The organism is Klebsiella sp. CN_Kp088, from assembly GCF_040064335.1.
GTDB classification, from domain to species: domain Bacteria; phylum Pseudomonadota; class Gammaproteobacteria; order Enterobacterales; family Enterobacteriaceae; genus Klebsiella; species Klebsiella aerogenes.
Window position 1 is genome coordinate 1 of record NZ_JBEAIQ010000014.1, and the last position, 20,266, is coordinate 20,266.

At 54.5% G+C, this 20,266-nt stretch carries 18 protein-coding genes, 2 tRNA genes and 2 rRNA genes; 14 read left to right on the forward strand and 8 right to left on the reverse strand.

The features are described 5' to 3' along the window. The 4 genes from ABLV08_RS03540 to dkgB form a co-directional block, all read left to right on the forward strand. Positions 1–1,171: ribosomal RNA gene (locus tag ABLV08_RS03540) — 23S ribosomal RNA — on the forward strand; the annotation flags it as partial. 190 nt (positions 1,172–1,361) lie between these two features. Beyond that, positions 1,362–1,477 (forward strand): 5S ribosomal RNA (rrf, locus tag ABLV08_RS03545). A 56-nt stretch (positions 1,478–1,533) separates the two neighbouring features. After that, positions 1,534–1,610, forward strand: a tRNA-Asp gene (locus ABLV08_RS03550). A 167-nt stretch (positions 1,611–1,777) separates the two neighbouring features. Further along, positions 1,778–2,581 carry a 2,5-didehydrogluconate reductase DkgB gene (gene dkgB / locus ABLV08_RS03555; protein ID WP_032712664.1) on the forward strand — a complete coding sequence of 268 codons (804 nt, stop codon included), beginning with the start codon at positions 1,778–1,780 and terminating at the stop codon, positions 2,579–2,581. Positions 2,582–2,629: 48 nt separating this feature from the next. Here the strand turns inward: dkgB and yafC are convergent, their stop codons facing one another. Continuing rightward, positions 2,630–3,532: a DNA-binding transcriptional regulator YafC gene (yafC, locus tag ABLV08_RS03560; protein WP_015368133.1), complete on the reverse strand. Its 903-nt coding sequence runs from the start codon at positions 3,530–3,532 to the stop codon at positions 2,630–2,632. 104 nt (positions 3,533–3,636) lie between these two features. Here yafC and ABLV08_RS03565 point away from each other — a divergent pair, with 104 nt between their 5' ends. The 3 genes from ABLV08_RS03565 to ABLV08_RS03575 all read left to right on the forward strand — a co-directional run bounded on the left by ABLV08_RS03565 (position 3,637) and on the right by ABLV08_RS03575 (position 6,585). Continuing rightward, on the forward strand, positions 3,637–4,827 hold the full coding sequence (locus tag ABLV08_RS03565) for an MFS transporter (protein WP_015368132.1): 1,191 nt from the start codon (positions 3,637–3,639) through the stop codon (positions 4,825–4,827). 103 nt (positions 4,828–4,930) lie between these two features. Beyond that, positions 4,931–5,728, forward strand: coding sequence for an endonuclease/exonuclease/phosphatase family protein (locus ABLV08_RS03570; protein ID WP_015704463.1), 798 nt, complete (start codon positions 4,931–4,933; stop codon positions 5,726–5,728). Positions 5,729–5,814: 86 nt separating this feature from the next. After that, complete coding sequence (locus tag ABLV08_RS03575) at positions 5,815–6,585, forward strand: class I SAM-dependent methyltransferase (protein ID WP_032707483.1); 771 nt, start codon at positions 5,815–5,817, stop codon at positions 6,583–6,585. A gap of 54 nt (positions 6,586–6,639) precedes the next feature. On the opposite strand, the gene mltD is transcribed toward ABLV08_RS03575, so the two are convergent. Beyond that, positions 6,640–8,007, reverse strand: coding sequence for a murein transglycosylase D (gene mltD / locus ABLV08_RS03580; RefSeq protein ID WP_032705449.1), 1,368 nt, complete (start codon positions 8,005–8,007; stop codon positions 6,640–6,642). A gap of 71 nt (positions 8,008–8,078) precedes the next feature. Continuing rightward, positions 8,079–8,834 carry a hydroxyacylglutathione hydrolase gene (gene gloB / locus ABLV08_RS03585; RefSeq protein ID WP_015704465.1) on the reverse strand — a complete coding sequence of 252 codons (756 nt, stop codon included), beginning with the start codon at positions 8,832–8,834 and terminating at the stop codon, positions 8,079–8,081. A 33-nt stretch (positions 8,835–8,867) separates the two neighbouring features. Here gloB and ABLV08_RS03590 point away from each other — a divergent pair, with 33 nt between their 5' ends. Next, positions 8,868–9,590 (forward strand): class I SAM-dependent methyltransferase, encoded by a 723-nt coding sequence (locus ABLV08_RS03590; RefSeq protein WP_015704466.1) that lies wholly within the window; start codon positions 8,868–8,870, stop codon positions 9,588–9,590. Here ABLV08_RS03590 and rnhA read toward each other — a convergent pair. Then, positions 9,587–10,054, reverse strand: coding sequence for a ribonuclease HI (rnhA, locus tag ABLV08_RS03595; protein WP_015368126.1), 468 nt, complete (start codon positions 10,052–10,054; stop codon positions 9,587–9,589). The genes ABLV08_RS03590 and rnhA overlap by 4 nt on opposite strands. A gap of 64 nt (positions 10,055–10,118) precedes the next feature. Between rnhA and dnaQ the strand changes: the two genes are divergently transcribed. Further along, positions 10,119–10,850, forward strand: a complete 732-nt coding sequence (gene dnaQ / locus ABLV08_RS03600; protein WP_015368125.1) for a DNA polymerase III subunit epsilon — start codon at positions 10,119–10,121, stop codon at positions 10,848–10,850. Between the two features lie 133 nt (positions 10,851–10,983). Next, positions 10,984–11,060, forward strand: a tRNA-Asp gene (locus tag ABLV08_RS03605). Positions 11,061–11,120: 60 nt separating this feature from the next. On the opposite strand, the gene ABLV08_RS03610 is transcribed toward ABLV08_RS03605, so the two are convergent. Then, positions 11,121–12,002: a LysR family transcriptional regulator gene (locus ABLV08_RS03610; protein WP_348855577.1), complete on the reverse strand. Its 882-nt coding sequence runs from the start codon at positions 12,000–12,002 to the stop codon at positions 11,121–11,123. Positions 12,003–12,105: 103 nt separating this feature from the next. On the opposite strand from ABLV08_RS03610, the gene eamB reads away from it, so the two are divergent. Then, positions 12,106–12,696 carry a cysteine/O-acetylserine transporter gene (gene eamB / locus ABLV08_RS03615; protein WP_032707488.1) on the forward strand — a complete coding sequence of 197 codons (591 nt, stop codon included), beginning with the start codon at positions 12,106–12,108 and terminating at the stop codon, positions 12,694–12,696. Positions 12,697–12,726: 30 nt separating this feature from the next. Here the strand turns inward: eamB and ABLV08_RS03620 are convergent, their stop codons facing one another. Both ABLV08_RS03620 and fadE read right to left on the reverse strand, forming a co-directional pair. Then, positions 12,727–13,497, reverse strand: coding sequence for an amidohydrolase (locus ABLV08_RS03620; protein ID WP_182015136.1), 771 nt, complete (start codon positions 13,495–13,497; stop codon positions 12,727–12,729). A gap of 168 nt (positions 13,498–13,665) precedes the next feature. Further along, positions 13,666–16,110, reverse strand: coding sequence for an acyl-CoA dehydrogenase FadE (gene fadE, locus ABLV08_RS03625; protein WP_015368121.1), 2,445 nt, complete (start codon positions 16,108–16,110; stop codon positions 13,666–13,668). A gap of 240 nt (positions 16,111–16,350) precedes the next feature. On the opposite strand from fadE, the gene lpcA reads away from it, so the two are divergent. Both lpcA and ABLV08_RS03635 read left to right on the forward strand, forming a co-directional pair. After that, positions 16,351–16,932 carry a D-sedoheptulose 7-phosphate isomerase gene (gene lpcA, locus ABLV08_RS03630; protein WP_004099149.1) on the forward strand — a complete coding sequence of 194 codons (582 nt, stop codon included), beginning with the start codon at positions 16,351–16,353 and terminating at the stop codon, positions 16,930–16,932. Between the two features lie 96 nt (positions 16,933–17,028). After that, positions 17,029–17,796: a class II glutamine amidotransferase gene (locus tag ABLV08_RS03635; protein ID WP_015368120.1), complete on the forward strand. Its 768-nt coding sequence runs from the start codon at positions 17,029–17,031 to the stop codon at positions 17,794–17,796. Here the strand turns inward: ABLV08_RS03635 and dpaA are convergent. Further along, positions 17,767–18,507: a peptidoglycan meso-diaminopimelic acid protein amidase gene (dpaA, locus tag ABLV08_RS03640; protein WP_015704469.1), complete on the reverse strand. Its 741-nt coding sequence runs from the start codon at positions 18,505–18,507 to the stop codon at positions 17,767–17,769. The two genes, ABLV08_RS03635 and dpaA, sit on opposite strands and share 30 nt — an antisense overlap. 409 nt (positions 18,508–18,916) lie before the next feature. Here dpaA and ABLV08_RS03645 point away from each other — a divergent pair, with 409 nt between their 5' ends. After that, the gene (locus ABLV08_RS03645) at positions 18,917–20,263 is read left to right on the forward strand and encodes a Na(+)-translocating NADH-quinone reductase subunit A (RefSeq protein WP_047057049.1); all 1,347 of its coding nucleotides are present in this window, start codon (positions 18,917–18,919) and stop codon (positions 20,261–20,263) included. Positions 20,264–20,266: the final 3 nt, after the last annotated feature.

Below are 20,266 nucleotides of genomic sequence, written 5' to 3' on the forward strand. Positions count from 1 at the left end.
TGGAGCTGAAATCAGTCGAAGATACCAGCTGGCTGCAACTGTTTATTAAAAACACAGCACTGTGCAAACACGAAAGTGGACGTATACGGTGTGACGCCTGCCCGGTGCCGGAAGGTTAATTGATGGGGTTATCCGTAAGGAGAAGCTCTTGATCGAAGCCCCGGTAAACGGCGGCCGTAACTATAACGGTCCTAAGGTAGCGAAATTCCTTGTCGGGTAAGTTCCGACCTGCACGAATGGCGTAATGATGGCCAGGCTGTCTCCACCCGAGACTCAGTGAAATTGAACTCGCTGTGAAGATGCAGTGTACCCGCGGCAAGACGGAAAGACCCCGTGAACCTTTACTATAGCTTGACACTGAACATTGAGCCTTGATGTGTAGGATAGGTGGGAGGCTTTGAAGCGTGGACGCCAGTCTGCGTGGAGCCAACCTTGAAATACCACCCTTTAATGTTTGATGTTCTAACGTTGGCCCCTTATCGGGGTTGCGGACAGTGTCTGGTGGGTAGTTTGACTGGGGCGGTCTCCTCCCAAAGAGTAACGGAGGAGCACGAAGGTTAGCTAATCCTGGTCGGACATCAGGAGGTTAGTGCAATGGCATAAGCTAGCTTGACTGCGAGCGTGACGGCGCGAGCAGGTGCGAAAGCAGGTCATAGTGATCCGGTGGTTCTGAATGGAAGGGCCATCGCTCAACGGATAAAAGGTACTCCGGGGATAACAGGCTGATACCGCCCAAGAGTTCATATCGACGGCGGTGTTTGGCACCTCGATGTCGGCTCATCACATCCTGGGGCTGAAGTAGGTCCCAAGGGTATGGCTGTTCGCCATTTAAAGTGGTACGCGAGCTGGGTTTAGAACGTCGTGAGACAGTTCGGTCCCTATCTGCCGTGGGCGCTGGAGAATTGAGGGGGGCTGCTCCTAGTACGAGAGGACCGGAGTGGACGCATCACTGGTGTTCGGGTTGTCATGCCAATGGCATTGCCCGGTAGCTAAATGCGGAAGAGATAAGTGCTGAAAGCATCTAAGCACGAAACTTGCCCCGAGATGAGTTCTCCCTGAGACTTTAAGTCTCCTGAAGGAACGTTAAAGACGATGACGTTGATAGGTCGGGTGTGTAAGCGTAGCGATACGTTGAGCTAACCGATACTAATGAACCGTGAGGCTTAACCTTACAACGCCGAAGATGTTTTGGCGAAAGAGACACAAATTTCAGCTTAGATTCAGAGTCCGAAGTATTTTGCGCTGAGACAAGGCGGCAAACGAAGCGATGGAAGGAGCATACTGAAGTATGTGACTGACATTCGCGAGAGCAGCCAACGCAGTATGAGCGCAAAAGACACAGGACGAGCACAAAGAATTTGCCTGGCGGCACTAGCGCGGTGGTCCCACCTGACCCCATGCCGAACTCAGAAGTGAAACGCCGTAGCGCCGATGGTAGTGTGGGGTCTCCCCATGTGAGAGTAGGGAACTGCCAGGCATCAAATTTGCAGTAAAACCGGGGCATTAAACCGGTAGATGTAGAAAAAATTCGGTGGAGCGGTAGTTCAGTCGGTTAGAATACCTGCCTGTCACGCAGGGGGTCGCGGGTTCGAGTCCCGTCCGTTCCGCCACTTATTAAAAGCCCTGAGCATTTGCTCAGGGCTTTTTTGTTTTCTCCATTCCAATTATTGCTAAATCAGCAAAAATCCTCTGCATTTATCGATCTTTTTCCCAACCCAACCTTCACCCATAATGGCCTCAGTTAAGCGAAACGAATAATTAACGAGGAACATCAATCATGACAATCCCTGCATTTGGTCTTGGCACTTTCCGTCTGCAAGACGACGTAGTCATCAACTCTGTAAAAATGGCGCTGGAGCTGGGCTATCGTACTATCGATACCGCACAGATCTATGAAAACGAAGCCGCTGTTGGCCAGGCTATCGCGGAAAGCGGCGTGCCGCGTGATGAACTGTTCATCACCACCAAAATCTGGATCGAAAACCTGAGTAAAGACAAGCTGATCGCCAGCCTGAAAGAGAGCCTGCAGAAGCTGCGCACCGATTATGTTGATCTGACGCTGATTCACTGGCCGTCGCCGAACGATGCGGTTGCTGTTGAAGAGTTTATGGCTGCGCTGATGGAAGCGAAGAAGCTGGGTCTGACCCGACAGATCGGTATCTCTAACTTCACTATTCCACTGATGGAACGTGCGATCGCTGCCGTTGGCGCTGAAAATATCGCGACCAACCAGGTTGAACTGTCTCCGTACCTGCAGAACCGTAAAGTGGTCGATTGGGCGCGTGAACACGGGATCCACATCACCTCTTACATGACGCTGGCCTACGGTAAGGCGCTGAAAGATGAAGTGATTGCCCGTATCGCGGCGAAACATAATGCGACCCCGGCACAGGTTATTCTGGCGTGGGCGATGGGAGAAGGTTATGCGGTTATTCCATCTTCCACCAAGCGTGAAAATCTGGCGAGCAACCTGAAAGCGCTGGATCTGAAGCTGGATGATGAAGATCGTAAAGCGATTGCCGCGCTGGATTGCAACGACCGTCTGGTAAGCCCGGAAGGTCTGGCGCCGAAGTGGGATTAATCCACCGATTCCGGCAGGCGGTTGACGCCGCTGCCGGACGATAGTTTCTTACAGCTCCTTCGGGAGCTGTTTGACGTGCTCACTCAGAAAGTCAATAAATGCCCTGATACGCGTGCTGACGGCTCTGTCGCTGTAATACACCGCACTGAAAGGCATCTCCACCGGCAAGCGCTTGTCGGCAAGTAGCTCCACAAACTCCCCGCTGGCAATCTCTTTATCCACCATATAATCCGATAGACAGGCAATACCATTGCCGCCAAGACAGAGCTGTTTTAGCGTTTCGCCACTGTTAGAGGTAATTTCGCAACCGACTTCCAGTAATTGGCCATCGCTGGCGGCAATAGGCCAGGTATTTAACGAGACAGGCTCGGTGAACCCCAGGCAGAGATGATCCGCAAGATCTTCCGCATTCACCGGCGTGCCGTAGCGGGCGATATAATCAGGCGAGGCGATGATCTTGCGATAGCTGGTGAACAGCGGGCGGGCGCGCAGGCTGGAATCGGTTAGGGTACCCACGCGGATCGCGACGTCGACTTTACGTTCTATAAGATTAATGAAGGTTTCCGAGGAGACCAGCGAGAGCGTCATTTCTGGATAACGTTCGCGAAACGGTTTTACCAGCGGCATTAAAAAATGCAGCATCACCGGGGTGGCGGCATCAACGCGAAGCAATCCGCGAGGGGTGGTGCGCGTCTCCAGAAGCTCGTTCTCAGCAGCCGCCATCTCCTGCAACACCACCTGCATGCGGCGGAAATAACGCTCGCCTTCTTCTGTCAGGCTCAGCTGGCGCGTGGTCCGGTTTAACAAACTAACGCCTAGCTTTGATTCCAGCTTTTTGACTGCCCGGCTGACGGCAGAGTTTGCCTGCCCGAGCTGCTCGGCCGCCCGGCTAAAACTGCCGCTTTCCACTACGGCGACGAAGATAGCGATCTCTTCTGACGTGGCTCTCATTGTTGCACCTATAGCAAAATTCTATTGAGATTTTGATGGTTTTTGTTATTTAAACATCCCTTCATACTACGTGTCATCTTAATCCTGATGCTACGGAGTAAATTATGCCACTGGCGCTACTTGCATTAACCATCGGTGCCTTTGCTATTGGCACTACCGAATTTGTGATCGTCGGTCTGGTACCGACCATCGCCGAACAACTGGCTATCTCGCTGCCGTCTGCGGGCCTGCTGGTTTCCATCTATGCGCTAGGCGTGGCGATTGGCGCCCCGGTGCTGACCGCGTTAACCGGGCGTATGCCGCGTAAGCAGCTCCTGCTGGCGTTAATGGTGTTGTTTACCGCCGGTAACCTGCTAGCGTGGCAGGCTCCGGGTTATGGAACTTTGATTATGGCCCGCCTGCTGACCGGCCTGGCGCATGGCGTATTCTTTTCTATCGGCTCGACGATTGCCACCAGCCTGGTGCCAAAAGAGAAAGCCGCCTCGGCCATTGCTATCATGTTCGGCGGCCTGACGGTCGCGCTGGTAACCGGGGTGCCTTTCGGGACGTTCATCGGTCAGCATTTTGGCTGGCGGGAAACGTTCCTCGCGGTATCGATTCTGGGCGTCATTGCGCTTATCAGCAGCCTGATCCTGGTGCCGAATAATATTCCGGGCCGCGCCGGCGCCAGCCTGCGCGATCAGATGAAAGTCTTGACCCATCCGCGCCTGTTGATGATCTACGCGATTACCGCGCTGGGCTATGGCGGCGTGTTTACCGCATTTACTTTCCTCGCGCCGATGATGCAGGAGCTGGCTGGCTTTAGCCCGTCTGCGGTCAGTTGGATCCTGCTGGGTTACGGTATCTCCGTCGCTATCGGTAACGTATGGGGCGGTAAGCTCGCCGATAAACATGGCGCTGTCGCCGCGTTGAAATTTATCTTCGCTGCGTTGGTGGTGCTGTTGCTGGTCTTCCAGTTCACGGCCAATCTGCACTACGCCGCTCTGGCAACGGTACTGGTGATGGGCATTTTCGCCTTCGGCAACGTTCCGGGTCTGCAGGTCTATGTGGTACAAAAGGCTGAACAATACACGCCGGGCGCCGTTGATGTTGCTTCTGGTTTGAACATCGCAGCCTTTAATATCGGTATTGCCCTTGGTTCGGTCATTGGTGGACAGACGGTCGAGCTGTACGGTCTGGCGCAGACGCCGTGGATTGGCGCGCTGATTGTGCTGGTTGCTTTGCTACTGGTCGTACTGAGCGGTCGTTTAGATAAATCTCCACGCCGTTCGGCAGCCGTTTCTCTCGAAGGATAAGGCTTTCTCGCAAATTGCATTGAAAGTGTATGGGAAAATCCCTATAACAGAAGAACCAGCCGCAGTCGGGCTGGTTTCCTGTTATCGAGGTTGAATGCCCAAATTGCGAAAGAATACCTATGCCATGCGCTATGTCGCCGGACAACCCGCGGAGAGAATCTTGCCTCCGGGGGCGTTTGCGGGCGTCAGTCCGGTTTATCCCGCCGGCGCGCCATTAAGCAGCGATGAGAAAATTCGCGTGCTGGTGTGGAATATCTTTAAGCAGCAGCGTGCAGAATGGCAGTCAGTGCTCAAAAATTTCGGCAAAGACGCGCATCTGGTCCTGTTGCAGGAGGCGCAAACCACCCCAGAACTGGTCAGGTTCGCGACTTCAAACTATCTGGCCGCCGATCAGGTGCCGGCGCTGGTATTGCCGCAGCATCCTTCCGGCGTGATGACGCTGGCCTCCGCTCACCCCATCTATTGCTGTCCCTTGCGCGAGCGCGAACCTATTTTACGTTTGCCTAAATCGGCGTTAGTGACCGTTTATCCGCTGCCCGATGCGCGGCTGTTAATGGTGGTGAATATCCATGCGGTTAATTTTAGTCTTGGCGTCGATGTCTATAGTAAACAGCTGCTGCCAATTGGCGATCAGATTGCCCATCACAGCGGGCCGGTAATCATGGCTGGTGATTTCAACGCCTGGAGCCGCCCGCGGATGAACGCGCTGTACCGCTTTGCGCGTGAGATGTCGTTACGCGAAGTTCGTTTCTCTGACGATCAGCGCCGCCGCGCGTTTGGTCGCCCGCTCGATTTTGTGTTCTACCGCGGCTTAAGCGTGCACGATGCCTCCGTGCTGGTGACCCGCGCTTCCGATCACAACCCGCTACTAGTCGAATTCAGTCCCGGCAAGCCTGATTAATTAAGGTATGTCAGGCCTGCCATCGGGCAGGTCTGCGTTCAGCACGATGCTGCCCTTTATTACTCAAACCACCGAAGGACAACACAATGACAACACGCTCTCATCATGACAACGTCGAAAAGCAGTTTGGCTCACAGGCAAGCGCCTATCTGACCAGCGCCGTACACGCCTCCGGGCGCGATCTGCAGCGTCTGGCGGAACGGCTGGCGGATTTCCCGCAGGCAACGTTGCTGGATATGGGATGCGGGGCAGGGCACGCCAGTTTTACCGCTGCCGGCCAGGTAGCGCAGGTTACCGCGTATGATTTATCGAGCCAGATGCTGGAGGTTGTCGCTCAGGCGGCAAAAGACAAAGGCTTTACTAACATCGTCACTCAGCAGGGATATGCTGAAATGCTGCCGTTTGCCGACGCCAGTTTTGATGTGGTGATTAGCCGCTACTCCGCTCACCATTGGCATGATGTCGGCCAGGCGCTGCGCGAGGTGAAACGCGTGCTGAAGCCGGGCGGGGTGATGATCATGATGGACGTAATGTCTCCGGGGCATCCGGTACGTGATGTCTGGCTGCAGACCGTAGAGGCCCTGCGCGACACCTCGCACGTGCGTAATTACTCCAGCGGCGAGTGGCTGGCGCTGGCCAACGACGCAGGCCTGGCGATCAATCATTTATTGACCGATCGTCTGCCGCTGGAATTTAGCTCCTGGGTCGCGCGGATGCGCACGCCAGAAGCGCTGGCGGAGGCGATTCGCTTATATCAGCAGAGTGCATCGGCGGAGGTTAAAGCCTACTTCGAATTACAGCAGGATGGATCGTTTACCAGCGATACCATCATGTTTGAAGCGCATAAAGCAGTGTAGCGCTGGCAATAAAAAAGGCACCGGGGAATCGGTGCCTTTCTCATTATTCTGAAATCAGGATTCAGGTCTGTCGTTGTTCTTCACAAACAGCGTTAGCTGATCCCCAGGCTTCAGGTTATCGGTATCGCTGTTCCAGCGCATAACGTCGCGGATATTGACGCCGTGGCGTTTTGCGATGCTCGATAGCGAGTCGCCCTTACGAACACGATAGGTGATGCTATCATTGTTGTTCGCCAGACGTTGCGCGCTGCTGCCTGCGCCGACAACCAGATTCTGTCCAACTTTCAACCCTGAACCGCGCAGGTTGTTCCACTGCTGCAGATCCCTGGTGGTGACGCCGAGACGCGAAGCAATCCCGGAAATCGTATCGCCAGAACGTACCTTGTAGCTATGGCTGGTCAGCGGCGTATTGTCAGCTAGCTGCGTCGGCTGTACGGCGGCAATGTCGCCAGAGGCCAGAGACTCACGCAGTTGAGCCGCGTGCTTCTGAGGCACCATAACGTACTTTGGCCCGCTAGCGCCAAGCGTTGAACCCTTTACGCCGGCGTTAAAGGTTTTCAGCTTGCTGACCGGCATTCCTGCCATGTCCGCGAGCTGAGAAATCTCAACCGGACTATCGAGGCGAACGCGCGCCAGCGCACGGCTTTCATCAGCCGTTGGCAGCTTCACGCCGTAACGCTTGCTGTTTTTGAGAATATCGCTCAAAGCCAGCATTTTTGGCACGTAGACCTTGGTTTCACGCGGCAGCGAGAGCGACCAAAAATCGGTGGGTTTACCACGCGAACGGTTCGCCTTCACGGCCTTCATTACCCGGCCTTCGCCGCTGTTATATGCTGCGACGGTCAGTAACCAGTCGCCGTCGAACATTTTGTTCAGACGTTGCATCATGTCCAGCGCCGCGGTAGTGGACGCGACGACATCACGACGCGCATCGTAACTGCGGGTCTGTTTTAAACCATAATTGCGCCCTGTGCTCGGAATGATCTGCCAAATGCCTGCGGCATTGGCGCCAGACGTTGCGTGTGGGTCAAAAGCGCTCTCCACTATGGGTAGTAATACCAGTTCCATTGGCATGTTACGTTTCTTAACTTGCCCGGCTATCCAGTACATATACGGTTCAGCCCGTAAAGTTACATCGTGGAGATAGCTCTTATTACGTAAGTACTTCTGTTTCTGTTCGCGAATCCGGGGGTTTTCCGGAATACCCATCTTTAGCTCGTCGCTTATGGAAGTCCACAGATCCTGGTCTTGCGCGTAGAGGGTTCCATCATCTAACCATCGCGCCTGACTTGTGAACTTGCCTGCTTCCCCTTGACCAGCTGCAGAAAGGCTCTGTGCTCGCTGTTCTACGGTGCCGTCGTGCTTCGACGCCTGGCACCCTACCAGCAGGACAGAGGCGAGTAATATCGCTCGTGCCTTCATGTGTGTGTCAATAGTTGCTTAAAAGACGAGCAAGGATAACGGTGAAGGCCGAGGATGACAAGCGTTAAATCTCAGAAGTCATCTTTCTTTGACCTTAACCATGCAAATCTCTGCGCTGAGTGTTGCAAATTTGTTTCTTTGGATATTTCTTTAATTAAATCATTGTCATCCGTACGTAAAAATAAATTTATACGGCGTTCATTTTTCAGAGTAACGGGTAGTGTCTTTTGGTTTTTTGCGCGTAACTCCTTAACTTTATGGTAGTAATCCTTTATATCCATATCATCTGGCAGGATACTCAATGCAAACTTCATGTTTGCTAAAGTGTACTCATGTGCGCAACAAATTAGGGTGTCAGCGGGAAGCGCATTTATTTTCATAAATGATTGATACATTTGATCTGCTGTACCTTCGAACAGCCTGCCGCAGCCGCCGGAAAACATTGTATCGCCACAAAATAGATAAGGTTTGCTGTAGAAACAGATATGTCCTAATGTGTGACCTGGCGTGGCGAAAATAGAAAATTCGTGACCCAAAAGAGTAATGCTATCGCCATCAGATACAATATCCGTGCTTCCCTTATCCTGGGTTTCTGCCGGCCCGTAAACCACAAGTTGCGGAAATTTTTGCCGCAGTTCTTTCACGCCGCCAACATGATCATGGTGATGGTGGGTTAACAAAATCGCTTCTGGCTGCCAGTTGTTTTCTTCAATGGCCGCGAGTACCGGCGCGGCTTCACCGGGATCGACTATCACACAACGACGGCTATCGTCGCTAACAACCCAGATGTAGTTGTCCTGAAATGCAGGAATACTGATAAGATTCATAAATTACCTCTCAAAGCGTTGCGGAAGGTTGCGATGAAGCCGGCAAGGATACCTCATACAATTACAGCTCCAGAGCATTGGTCCAGTATGCCGTGGGGTGAATACTATCGCGAGTCGCTGGAACGGCATATGAAACCGTGGCTGGCTAAATTATATGGCTTTCATCTACTTAAGATTGGCAATCTGAGCGCGGAAATCAATACCGAAGCCTGCGCGATCTCCCATCAGGTGAACGTTTCGCTGGGGGGAAGTCCGATCCAGGTCAAAGCCGACCCGCTGTCTCTTCCTTTCGCCGCCAAATCGGTGGATGCCTGTTTACTGGCGCATACTTTGCCATGGTGCAGCGATCCGCACCGGCTGTTGCGCGAAGCTGACCGCGTGCTGATTGACGATGGCTGGATGATTTTGACTGCTTTTAACCCGCTGAGCCTGATTGGATTGCGCAAAGTGACGCCGGTTCTGCGAAAAACTATCCCCTATAACAGCCGGATGTTTACCATGACGCGACAGCTTGACTGGCTGGCGCTGCTCAATTTTGAGGTGCTGCACTACGGTCGCTATCAGGTGCTGCCCTGGTCGAAGCAGGGGGGAAAAATGCTAAGTACTCATCTGCCTGCTTTGGGATGTTTGCAAATGATCGTCGCGCGGAAAAGAACCATTCCGTTGACGCTAAATCCGATGAAGTCCGGGAAGGCGAAGACGCAGCTGCGTCCGGCCGTTGGCGCCACCAGGCAGTGGCGCGACGGGGGGAATTAGCTTTCCGGCTGGTAGCCGACGTCGTCCAGCGTGGGGTTAGACGCAGCGGCGCGCGCAAGTTCGTCGCAGCGTTCGTTTTCCGGGTGTCCGGCATGGCCTTTGACCCATTCCCATTTAATCTGATGCTGGCCGAGAGCGGCATCAAGGCGTTTCCACAGATCGACATTTTTAACCGGCTTTTTGTCCGCCGTTTTCCAGCCGCGTTTCTTCCAGTTATGGATCCACTGGGTTATCCCCTGGCGGACGTACTGGCTATCGGTACTTAGCACCACTTCGCAGTGCTCTTTAAGCGCTTCGAGAGCGACGATGGCAGCCATCAGTTCCATGCGGTTGTTAGTCGTCAGGCGGTAGCCCGCGCTGTAGGTTTTTTCATGCTGGCGATAGCGCATAATAGCGCCGTAGCCGCCAGGCCCTGGATTCCCCAGGCAAGAACCATCGGTGAAAATTTCTACCTGTTTGAGCATCTCTGGTAGACTTCCTGTAATTGAAATCGATATGTAAACGACAAGTCTGACATAAATGACCGCTATGAGCACTGCAATTACACGACAGATTGTTCTCGATACCGAAACCACCGGTATGAACCAGATCGGCGCCCACTATGAAGGGCATAAGATCATCGAGATCGGCGCCGTAGAGGTGATCAACCGTCGCCTCACCGGTAATAACTTCCATGTTTACCTGAAGCCCGACCGGCTGGTGGACCCTGAAGCCTTCGGCGTTCACGGTATTGCCGATGAATTCCTCATGGATAAGCCGACATTTGCCGACGTTGCCGATGAGTTCATGGAGTATATCCGCGGCGCGGAGCTGGTCATCCATAACGCATCGTTCGATATCGGCTTTATGGATTATGAATTCAAAAAGCTGAACCGCGGCATTGAGAAAACGGAAACCTTTTGTAAGGTCACCGATAGCCTGGCGCTGGCGCGTAAGATGTTCCCCGGCAAGCGTAACAGCCTTGATGCGCTCTGTTCACGTTATGAAATAGACAACAGCAAGCGTACGCTGCACGGCGCGTTGCTCGATGCCCAGATTCTGGCTGACGTCTATCTGATGATGACCGGTGGGCAGACCAGCATGGCGTTTTCGATGGAAGGAGAAGGCCAACAGCAGGCCGGCGATATTGGAATACAGCGCGTTGTCCGCGCCGCCAGTAAATTACGCGTGGTTTATGCCTCTGATAGCGAGCTGGCGGACCATGAATCGCGTCTCGACCTGGTGCAAAAGAAGGGCGGAAGCTGCCTGTGGCGTGCCTGATTGCCGGTAATATGCGCTAAAAATAGGCGGGCGGGCTAATTTTGCAGCAAACGATTCAAAAGTGAAGAAAAAGCGTTGACGACGATGTAGGGAAACCGTAATATTCGCCTCGTTCCCAACGGAACAACAACGCGGAGCGGTAGTTCAGTCGGTTAGAATACCTGCCTGTCACGCAGGGGGTCGCGGGTTCGAGTCCCGTCCGTTCCGCCACTATTCAGAAGGCCTGAATCAGCAATGATTCAGGCCTTCGTCGTTTGGGGGAATTATCATTTAATCCGCCCCTAACGCCTCCTCAACACACTGCATAAATACCCGCATTGCCGGGCTAATCACTTTACCGGCGTGATGGGCGCATATCGCGTTAATAGTGAGTGGAATATCGCTGAACGGGAGTTCAACCAGCGTACCGCGCTTAAGCTCTTCCTCAACGGCGAAACGCGGCAGATAGCTGACGCCAAGATTGCTCGCCACGCACTGCTTAATACTTTCGATACTCCAGAGCTCAATAGTATTTTCCAGGGTAATGGCGCGCTGGCGCAGCGTGCTTTCAAAAATTTGCCGAAATACGCACTGTGGCTCATTGATAACAAAGCTCAGCGGGATATGTTGCCCGCAGCGGGTAAAATCGACCGCCGGATGCCGCGGCGAGGCGACCAGCGTCAGCGGCTGCTGGCCAAAGCTTGTCATGGTTAACGCGTCATCGTTGCCAACCCGATAAAACACGCCCAAATCGGCGCTATCGTTGAGTAGCGCATCACGGATGACATAACAGTTAAGTGATTGCAATGATAAGCGTACCTGCGGCGCCCGTTGTTTAAAGCGCTGTAGCACCTGCGGCATTTTATAGGCCAGCAGGGTTTCCCCACAGGCAACGCGCAGCTCACCAGCCGGTTCGCTATCCTCGCGAGCCGCCTCACGAATGGTTTCCATCACCCTCGCCAGTTCATGGACGTGCGGCAGCACCTTTTTACCGGATTCGGTCAGGCACATGCGGCGACCAATTTTTTCAAACAGCTGAACGGCAAGCTCTTGCTCAAGCTGTTGAATATGAAAGGTCACCGTGGATTGCGTACAGCATAGTTTTTGCGCCGCGCGTAAAAACGAGCCTTCTTCCACTACCGTCTTGAGAGTAATAAAACGCCGCAGATCCATTTCGCCACCAACTATCGAAATTATCGAATTCAGAATCAGAAAACATTCATTTTTTTAAATGAATAGCTTCGGGTACTGTCTGCCAAAACGAAGGAGAAGACAAGTGACCCCAGCTTTGATTAGTGCTTTTTTGACTTATACCCTGATAACCGCGCTGACTCCCGGCCCCAATAATATTCTTGCCCTCAGCAGCGTCACCGCCCATGGCTTACGCCGCAGTCTGCGGGTGCTGGCGGGGATGAGCATTGGTTTTATTATCACTATGCTGATTTGCGCGGCTTTAACCTTTTCGCTGGTGGAACTCGACTCGCGATTTACCCGGATATTGGGATGGATTGGCGCGGCGTATATCCTGTGGCTGGCCTGGCAGATAGCCAAAAGCAAACCGGGGGCAGGCGCGCTGAGTACAGAGCCGGTGGGTTTCTGGGCGAGCCTGGGCCTGCAGTTCGTCAACGTAAAAATTATTCTCTATGGCATCACCGCGCTCTCTACCTTTGTCCTGCCCGTTACCCGCGAGCCGATTTGGCTCATCAGCGTGAGTCTGCTGCTGGCGGCGATTGGCGCGCTGGGAAATCTATGCTGGGCTCTGGCGGGGCATCTGTTTCAGCGCCTGTTTTTGTTGTACGGGCGGCAACTGAACTGGGTATTGGCAGCGTTATTGGTCTACTGCGCTTTGCGGATCGTAGTGGAATAAAAAGGGAGCGCAGCGGCTCCCGAAAAGTGTTTAGCCGATTGTGAAGGGATCGGCATCCTGCCAGGCCGGAAATTTCTCGCGATACTCCTGCAGCGCGGCCAACGACAGATCGGCATCGAGCCGCGTCGCCTGATGCGGTTCGGCGGTAGCGATAATCTCTCCCTGTGGGCTGATGATACGGCTATCGCCCCGATAATGGTGGCCGTTACCATCGGTGCCGACGCGGTTGCAGCCGGCGACGTAGGCCTGGTTTTCAATTGCTCTGGCGACCAGCAGCGATTGCCAGTGCAGCGAACGCGGGGCTGGCCAGTTAGCGACATACAGCGCCAGGTCGTAATCGTTGTGGTTACGCGACCATACCGGGAAGCGCAGGTCATAACATACCAGCGGCAGAATTCGCCAGCCGCGCCATTCAAAGACCACTCGCTCAGTACCTGCCTCATAATGGTGATGCTCATCCGCCATGCGGAACAGGTGACGCTTATCGTAAAAGTGCATTTTACCGCCGGGCTCTACCAGCAGAAAGCGGTTCACCGGGCCACGTTCGGTCTGCAAGGCCGCGCTACCGGCAATCATTGCGTTGGTCTGCTCCGCTTTCGCCAGCATCCACTCAACGACCTCTCCCTGCGGCATCGACTGCTTCGCCGCTTCCATGGCAAATCCGGTAGTAAACATCTCAGGCAGCACAATGATGTCGCGCCCGCTCACTTCTTCCAGCTGACGATCGAAATGGCGCAGGTTGGCGGGACCATCCATCCACACCAGCGGTTGCTGCAACAGCGTAATTTTCAAGCCAGACACAGTGGTGAACTCCATTATGAAGAGGGCATAAGCTAATTTTAATACCATATCAGCAGCGGGAGGCGGCATGGAATATTTTGTTAAAAAAATGCTACTTTGGCGGGGGAGTAACAAAAGAAAAGGCGGGGAAATTCCCCGCCTTCGTCGTGATGTGGAGTATTGCTGCTATTATGCCGCTTCAATCTTGCGGATTTTTTCCGGCAGCTTTACCGGTTTGGTCGCCAGTTCATCCGCCGCGAAATCATCAACGTTAATACTGCGCAGACGGCTGGTTTCCGCACGGGTCAGAATCGAGGCTTCCTCCTGATTAATTAACCCTTTGGCCAGCGCATTAGTGGCCAGCTCATCCAGGCGGGTGAACGGCAGATTTTTACCCAGCTCTTTGCAGATGCGCTGGTGGATTGGGTCCGCCGCCATCACATCCAGCAGCGCCTCTTCCAGCAGGCCAACCGGGTTATGTTCGCTTGGCGTCAGGTACTGGCCGCGACCGATACGAGAGCGGGTCGCGCTCGGAACCTGCAGAATTTTCGCCACTTTATGATCCAGCTTGTCGGACGGCGCATCGTAGTGACGGCCGGTCGGGAAGATGGCGAGACGCAGCGCGCCGGCGACAAAGCGGTTCGGGAAGTTCTTCAGCAGGTCATCGATAGCCTGCTCTGCCTGATACAGCGCATCCTGCACGCCCCAATGGACCAGCGGCAGATCCGCTTCATTACGGCCTTCATCGTCATAACGTTTCAGCACCGCCGATGCCAGGTAAAGCTGGCTCAGCACGTCGCCGAGACGCGCGGAGATACGTTCGCGACGCTTCAGGCTGCCGCCCAGTACCGCCATTGATACATCCGACAGCAGGGCCAGGTTGGCGCTCAGGCGATTCATGTGCTGATAGTAGCGGCGTGTAGTATCACGGGTCGGCGCGCTGCTGGTGCGGCCGCGAGTCAGGCCCAGCCAGAAGCTGCGTACTTTGTTGCTACCGACATGGCCGATATGTTTAAACAGCAGCTTATCGAAGGCGTTAACGTCATTGTTCTGCGCGGCGGCCATCTCATCCAGTACATACGGATGGCAACGAATCGCCCCCTGACCAAAGATCATCATGCTGCGGGTGAGGATATTCGCCCCTTCAACGGTAATGGCGATCGGCGCGCCCTGATAAGCGCGGGCAAGGAAGTTGCCTTCGCCCAGCATGATGCCTTTACCGCCGGTAATATCCATAGCGTCTATGATTGAACGCTGGCCGCGGTGGGTACAATGATATTTAACGATCGCCGACAGCACCGCCGGTTTCTCGCCAAGCATAATCCCGTAGGTAATCAGCGAAGCGGCGGCGTCCATTACGTAGGCGTTGCCTGCGATACGCGCCAGCGGCTCTTCGATCCCTTCCATTTTACCAATCGAGATTTTGAACTGACGGCGAATGTGGGCGTAGGCGCCGGTCGCCATAGCGACTGATTTCAGGCCGCCGGTGGCGTTGGACGGCAGAGTAATGCCGCGTCCCACGGACAAGCACTCAACCAGCATACGCCAGCCCTGGCCGGCCATGCTCGGGCCACCGATGATGTAATCGATCGGTACGAAAATATCTTTACCGCGAGTGGGGCCGTTCTGGAACGGTACGTTCAGCGGGAAGTGACGACGGCCAATTTCCACGCCCGGCGTTGAGGTAGGGATCAGCGCGCAGGTGATACCGAGTTCTTCCTCGCCGCCCAGCAGACGGTCCGGGTCTGAGAGTTTGAAAGCCAGGCCCAGTACGGTGGCGATTGGCGCGAGGGTGATATAGCGCTTGTTCCAGGTCAGGCGCATCCCCAGCACCTGCTGACCCTGCCAGTCGCCCATACAGACTACGCCGGTATCCGGGATCGCGCCGGCGTCGGAGCCCGCTTCCGGGCTGGTCAACGCGAAGCATGGGATCTCCTGACCACGCGCCAGGCGCGGCAGGTAGTGATTTTTCTGCTCTTCGGTACCGTAATGTTGCAGCAGTTCGCCCGGCCCTAAGGAGTTAGGCACGCCGACGGTGATCGCCAGGATCCCGGAAACGCCGGACAGCTTTTGCAGTACGCGAGACTGGGCATAGGCGGAAAACTCCAGGCCGCCGTACTCTTTCTTAATGATCATCGCAAAGAAGCGATGCTCTTTCAGGTACGCCCACAGCTCCGGCGGCAGATCCGCCATTTCATGGGTAATTTCGAAGTCGTTCGCCATGCGGCAGGCTTCTTCTACCGGGCCGTCGATGAAAGCCTGCTCTTCGGCGGTGAGGCGCGGCTGCGGATAGTTATGCAGCTTGTGCCAGTCCGGGTTGCCGCGGAACAGATCGCCTTCCCACCAGGTGGTGCCGGCATCGATTGCTTCTTTTTCCGTACGCGACATCGGCGGCATTACTTTGCGGAAGGCGCGGAATGCCGGGGCGGAGAAAAGGGATTTACGCATCGGCGCAAAGTTGAACGGCAGCAGGATAATCGCCAGCGGCAACAGCAGCCAGATATTCCACAGCCCCGCCACGCTGAGCGCCGCGGTCCAGGCGAGCAAAATCACGCTGCTGAGAAGCAGGCTGACTCGGTGATAGAAGAGCACGCCGAGTAACACTACGGTTGCAACAATACTCAAAATCATCATAGAGAAATGCTCCCTTATCTTGTAGGAGGTCTGACCACTTGTGATGTATTGGTTGTAGTGGATGTAATTTGTTTTAGCAATGTGTTTACAAAATAATTACAACCTTGCTCACATTGTTGGCTGGAAAAGCGGCACGTAAAATCAAAAGGACGAGGGATAACGTTGCCTGCTGCTTCTCGCTTCGGCGGCTATCCGGTACACTGCCAGGGTTATTCCAACCAATACTGAAGGATTATCCTCATGTACCAGGATCTTATTCGTAACGAACTGAACGAAGCCGCGGAAACGCTGGCCAACTTTCTGCAGGACGAGGCCAACATTCACGCTATCCAGCGCGCGGCGGTACTGCTGGCGGATAGCTTCAAAGCTGGCGGTAAAGTGCTTTCCTGCGGCAACGGCGGTTCTCATTGCGATGCGATGCATTTTGCGGAAGAGCTGACCGGGCGTTATCGCGAGAACCGCCCTGGTTATCCGGCGATCGCTATTTCTGACGTCAGCCATCTGTCCTGCGTGAGTAATGATTTTGGCTATGAATATGTCTTCTCCCGCTATGTTGAATCTGTTGGCCGCGCAGGCGATGTTCTGCTGGGCATTTCCACCTCCGGCAACTCCGGCAACGTGATCAAAGCGATTGAAGCCGCGCGCGCGCAGGGAATGAAAGTGATCACCCTGACCGGTAAAGACGGCGGCAAAATGGCGGGTTCCGCCGATGTGGAAATTCGCGTACCGCATTTCGGTTACGCCGATCGCATTCAGGAGATTCACATTAAGGTGATTCATATTCTGATTATGTTGATCGAAAAAGAGATGGTTAAAGCTTAACTTGCCATGATGACGGCGCCGTGGCTTCCATGTTGAGGAGCCGCGGCGACAAGGCTTTAGCGGCAGGATATTTTGTGCAGTGGTATGAGGTGATCTATGTGCGAATTGCTCGGGATGAGCGCCAATGTGCCGACCGATATCTGTTTTAGCTTCTCCGGGCTGGTTCAGCGCGGGGGCGGCACCGGGCCGCATAAAGACGGCTGGGGTATTACCTTTTACGAAGGGAAAGGGTGTCGCACATTTAAAGATCCGCAGCCGAGCTTTCAGTCGCCAATAGCCAAACTGGTACAGGATTATCCCATTAAATCCTGTTCCGTCATTGCCCATATCCGTCAGGCCAACCGTGGCGAAGTGGCGCTGGAGAACACCCATCCGTTCACCCGCGAACTGTGGGGCCGCCACTGGACCTACGCCCATAACGGGCAGCTCAAGGGTTATAAATCGCTGAAGACGGGAAATTTCCGCCCGGTGGGCGAGACCGACAGCGAAACGGCTTTCTGCTGGCTGTTGCACCGTTTAACCGAGCGCTATCCGCGCACGCCTGGCAATATGGTCGGCGTGTTTAAATACATCGCGACGCTGGCGGGCGAAATGCGCGAGAAGGGCGTGTTTAATATGCTGTTATCGGACGGGCGCTATGTGATGGCGTACTGTTCAACCAACCTGTACTGGATCACCCGTCGGGCGCCGTTTGGCGTGGCGAAGCTACTGGATCAGGATGTGGAAATTGATTTTCAACGTGAGACCACACCAAACGATGTGGTCTCCGTTATCGCCACTCAGCCGCTGACCGGCAATGAGGCCTGGAATAAAATCATGCCAGGCGAGTGGGCGTTATTTTGCCTCGGGGAGCGTATAGTTTGAGGCCAGCTGCGGCTGGATAACCTCGTGGCTGAGCGGCTTGCTGACGATATAGCGGCCATCCATCACCGAAACCACCGGCGGTTTGTGGGTCTGCTGGAAGTAATCATAGCCTGGCTTCAGCTGCTTCCAGAAATCCGCATAGTACGAGAACTTATGTCGCGCCATGTTGGCGTCGGTCATGCGGAACGGGTAGATGCTGACCTGCACGCTTGGCTGGCCAAATACCAGCGCGCCGGTGACAAACTGGAAGATCTCGTCAATGCCGGTATCGGTCATCGCGTAGCAGCCGACGGAAACGCAGGCGCCGTGGATCATCAGGTATTTACCTTCATAGCCGTGCGCGCGATCGTAGGCATTCGGGAAGCCGATATTGATCGCTTTATAAAAGCGGCTGTCTGGTTTTAGCTGACTGCGCGAGACGTTATAAAATCCTTCCGGACTTTTGAAATCGCCCTGGCGTTGCTTCGGCCCGAGGCCGCCGGAGTAGTTACAGATCCGGTAGCTATCGAGAAGCTGGTAGGTTTCGCCCATTTTGACGTAGAGATCGAGCATCCGCTCTTCTTTGAAGATCTCGATATAAACGGGAGAGCCCATTAACTGCTGTTTATATTCTTTGCTAACCGGCGTTGTCGGGCTGTTACTGCTGAGTAACCCAGCAAATGACACGCACGGCAACAGAAGCATCGCAATAAAGAATGCGATTTTGCGCATACTGCTTGTTCCTTGATAAAACAAAAAACCACATGCCAGGACGGCAAGAGATACCCGAAATCAGAGTTTTCTGGATTTAGAGCGCTCACATTAGCATCACGGCAGTTTTTCGCAAGCACGGTGTGGCTGCGTTTACAATTTAATGTTCCTTTATAGCGAATATTGCCGCAAAGCGCAGTGAGAACTTTGCGCAATAGCTCGCATTTTAGAAGCACTTATTGGCGCTTTTCCTACTTCTGCCACTCACAAAATGTTACACTCCCGCCGTTTATGACCAGGGTAAGAAAGGATGCTTCTCTCCCGTCTTGTGCCCCCGTGGCACCGCTATTCCTTTCTTATTCTGATATTCCATCAATAATGCTGGCCTCGGCTTGAGCCGGGGTTTAGGTTACGGATACCTGCTAACGATATGATTAAAATCACGAAAGGGCTGGATTTGCCCATAGCTGGCATGCCATTACAGCAGATCTCGCCCCGGCCTGCGGTGAAACGCGTCGCGCTGCTCGGCGAGGAGTACGTCGGCATGCGCCCCTCGATGGCCGTGAGCGAAGGCGATCGGGTGCAAAAAGGCCAGGTGCTGTTCGAAGATAAAAAGAACGCCGGGGTACGTTTTACCGCGCCAGCCAGTGGGGTGGTCAGCGCCATTCATCGCGGCGAGCGCCGGGTGCTGCAATCGGTGGTGATTGATATCGACGGCAGCAATGAGGCGGTGTCGTTTACCCGCTATGCATTAGAAGATCTTAACGATTTGCCACGGGAAGCAGTGCAGCAACAGCTGCTGGAATCCGGGCAGTGGACGGCGTTTCGTACCCGTCCTTTCAGCAAAATTCCCGCGCCGGGTAGCGTTCCGGCGGCTATTTTCGTCACTGCTATCGATACCAACCCGCTGGCGGCTGAACCGCAGCCGATTATCCTCGCCCAGCGTGAAGCCTTTGATGCCGGTCTGACGGTGCTAACGCACCTGACGGACGGTAAAGTCCACGTCTGTCAGGCCAGCGGCGGCAAGCTGGGCGGCCATCCCGCCGGGCAGGTGACATTCAACCAGTTTAGTGGCCCGCATCCGGCAGGGCTTGCCGGTACGCACATTCACTTCCTTGAGCCGGTCAGCCTGACCAAACTGGTCTGGCATCTCAACTATCAGGAGGTCATTGCCATCGGCAGACTGTTCCTCGACGGCGAGCTGTACAGCGAACGCGTCATTGCCCTTGGCGGCCCGCAGGTAAAACAGCCGCGATTGCTGGAAACCTGTCTCGGCGCCAGCCTCGATGAGCTGCTGGTGGGCGAGCTGGTGGATGATGAAAACCGGGTTATTTCCGGTTCTGTCTTGAGCGGCACCCACGCCTGCGGCCCTCACGCCTTCCTCGGGCGCTACCATTTGCAGGTCAGCGTGGTACGAGAAGGCCGTGAAAAAGAGCTGTTTGGCTGGGTGATGCCGGGCAAAGAGAAGTTCTCGATTACCCGCACCACCCTTGGTCATTTCTTTAAGCGCAAGCGCTTTAATTTTTCCACTGATACTAACGGCGGCGAGCGGGCGATGGTACCGATCGGCAACTATGAGCGGGTAATGCCGCTGGATATTCTGCCGACCATATTGCTGCGCGATCTGCTTGCCGGCGATAGCGATAGCGCCCAGGCGCTGGGCTGTCTGGAGCTGGATGAAGAAGATCTGGCGCTCTGCACCTACGTTTGTCCGGGCAAATATGAATACGGCCCGGCGCTGCGCAGCGTGTTAACCCAGATTGAGCAGGAAGGATAAGAG

Bases quoted from the DNA above. Each gene is read 5' to 3' on its own strand.
- dkgB (WP_032712664.1), top strand. From the start codon at position 1,778: ATGACAATCCCTGCATTTGGTCTTGGCACTTTCCGTCTGCAAGACGAC.
- yafC (WP_015368133.1), bottom strand. From the start codon at position 3,532: ATGAGAGCCACGTCAGAAGAGATCGCTATCTTCGTCGCCGTAGTGGAA.
- ABLV08_RS03565 (WP_015368132.1), top strand. From the start codon at position 3,637: ATGCCACTGGCGCTACTTGCATTAACCATCGGTGCCTTTGCTATTGGC.
- ABLV08_RS03575 (WP_032707483.1), top strand. From the start codon at position 5,815: ATGACAACACGCTCTCATCATGACAACGTCGAAAAGCAGTTTGGCTCA.
- mltD (WP_032705449.1), bottom strand. From the start codon at position 8,007: ATGAAGGCACGAGCGATATTACTCGCCTCTGTCCTGCTGGTAGGGTGC.
- gloB (WP_015704465.1), bottom strand. From the start codon at position 8,834: ATGAATCTTATCAGTATTCCTGCATTTCAGGACAACTACATCTGGGTT.
- ABLV08_RS03590 (WP_015704466.1), top strand. From the start codon at position 8,868: ATGAAGCCGGCAAGGATACCTCATACAATTACAGCTCCAGAGCATTGG.
- rnhA (WP_015368126.1), bottom strand. From the start codon at position 10,054: ATGCTCAAACAGGTAGAAATTTTCACCGATGGTTCTTGCCTGGGGAAT.
- dnaQ (WP_015368125.1), top strand. From the start codon at position 10,119: ATGAGCACTGCAATTACACGACAGATTGTTCTCGATACCGAAACCACC.
- ABLV08_RS03610 (WP_348855577.1), bottom strand. From the start codon at position 12,002: ATGGATCTGCGGCGTTTTATTACTCTCAAGACGGTAGTGGAAGAAGGC.
- fadE (WP_015368121.1), bottom strand. From the start codon at position 16,110: ATGATGATTTTGAGTATTGTTGCAACCGTAGTGTTACTCGGCGTGCTC.
- lpcA (WP_004099149.1), top strand. From the start codon at position 16,351: ATGTACCAGGATCTTATTCGTAACGAACTGAACGAAGCCGCGGAAACG.
- ABLV08_RS03635 (WP_015368120.1), top strand. From the start codon at position 17,029: ATGTGCGAATTGCTCGGGATGAGCGCCAATGTGCCGACCGATATCTGT.
- dpaA (WP_015704469.1), bottom strand. From the start codon at position 18,507: ATGCGCAAAATCGCATTCTTTATTGCGATGCTTCTGTTGCCGTGCGTG.
- ABLV08_RS03645 (WP_047057049.1), top strand. From the start codon at position 18,917: ATGATTAAAATCACGAAAGGGCTGGATTTGCCCATAGCTGGCATGCCA.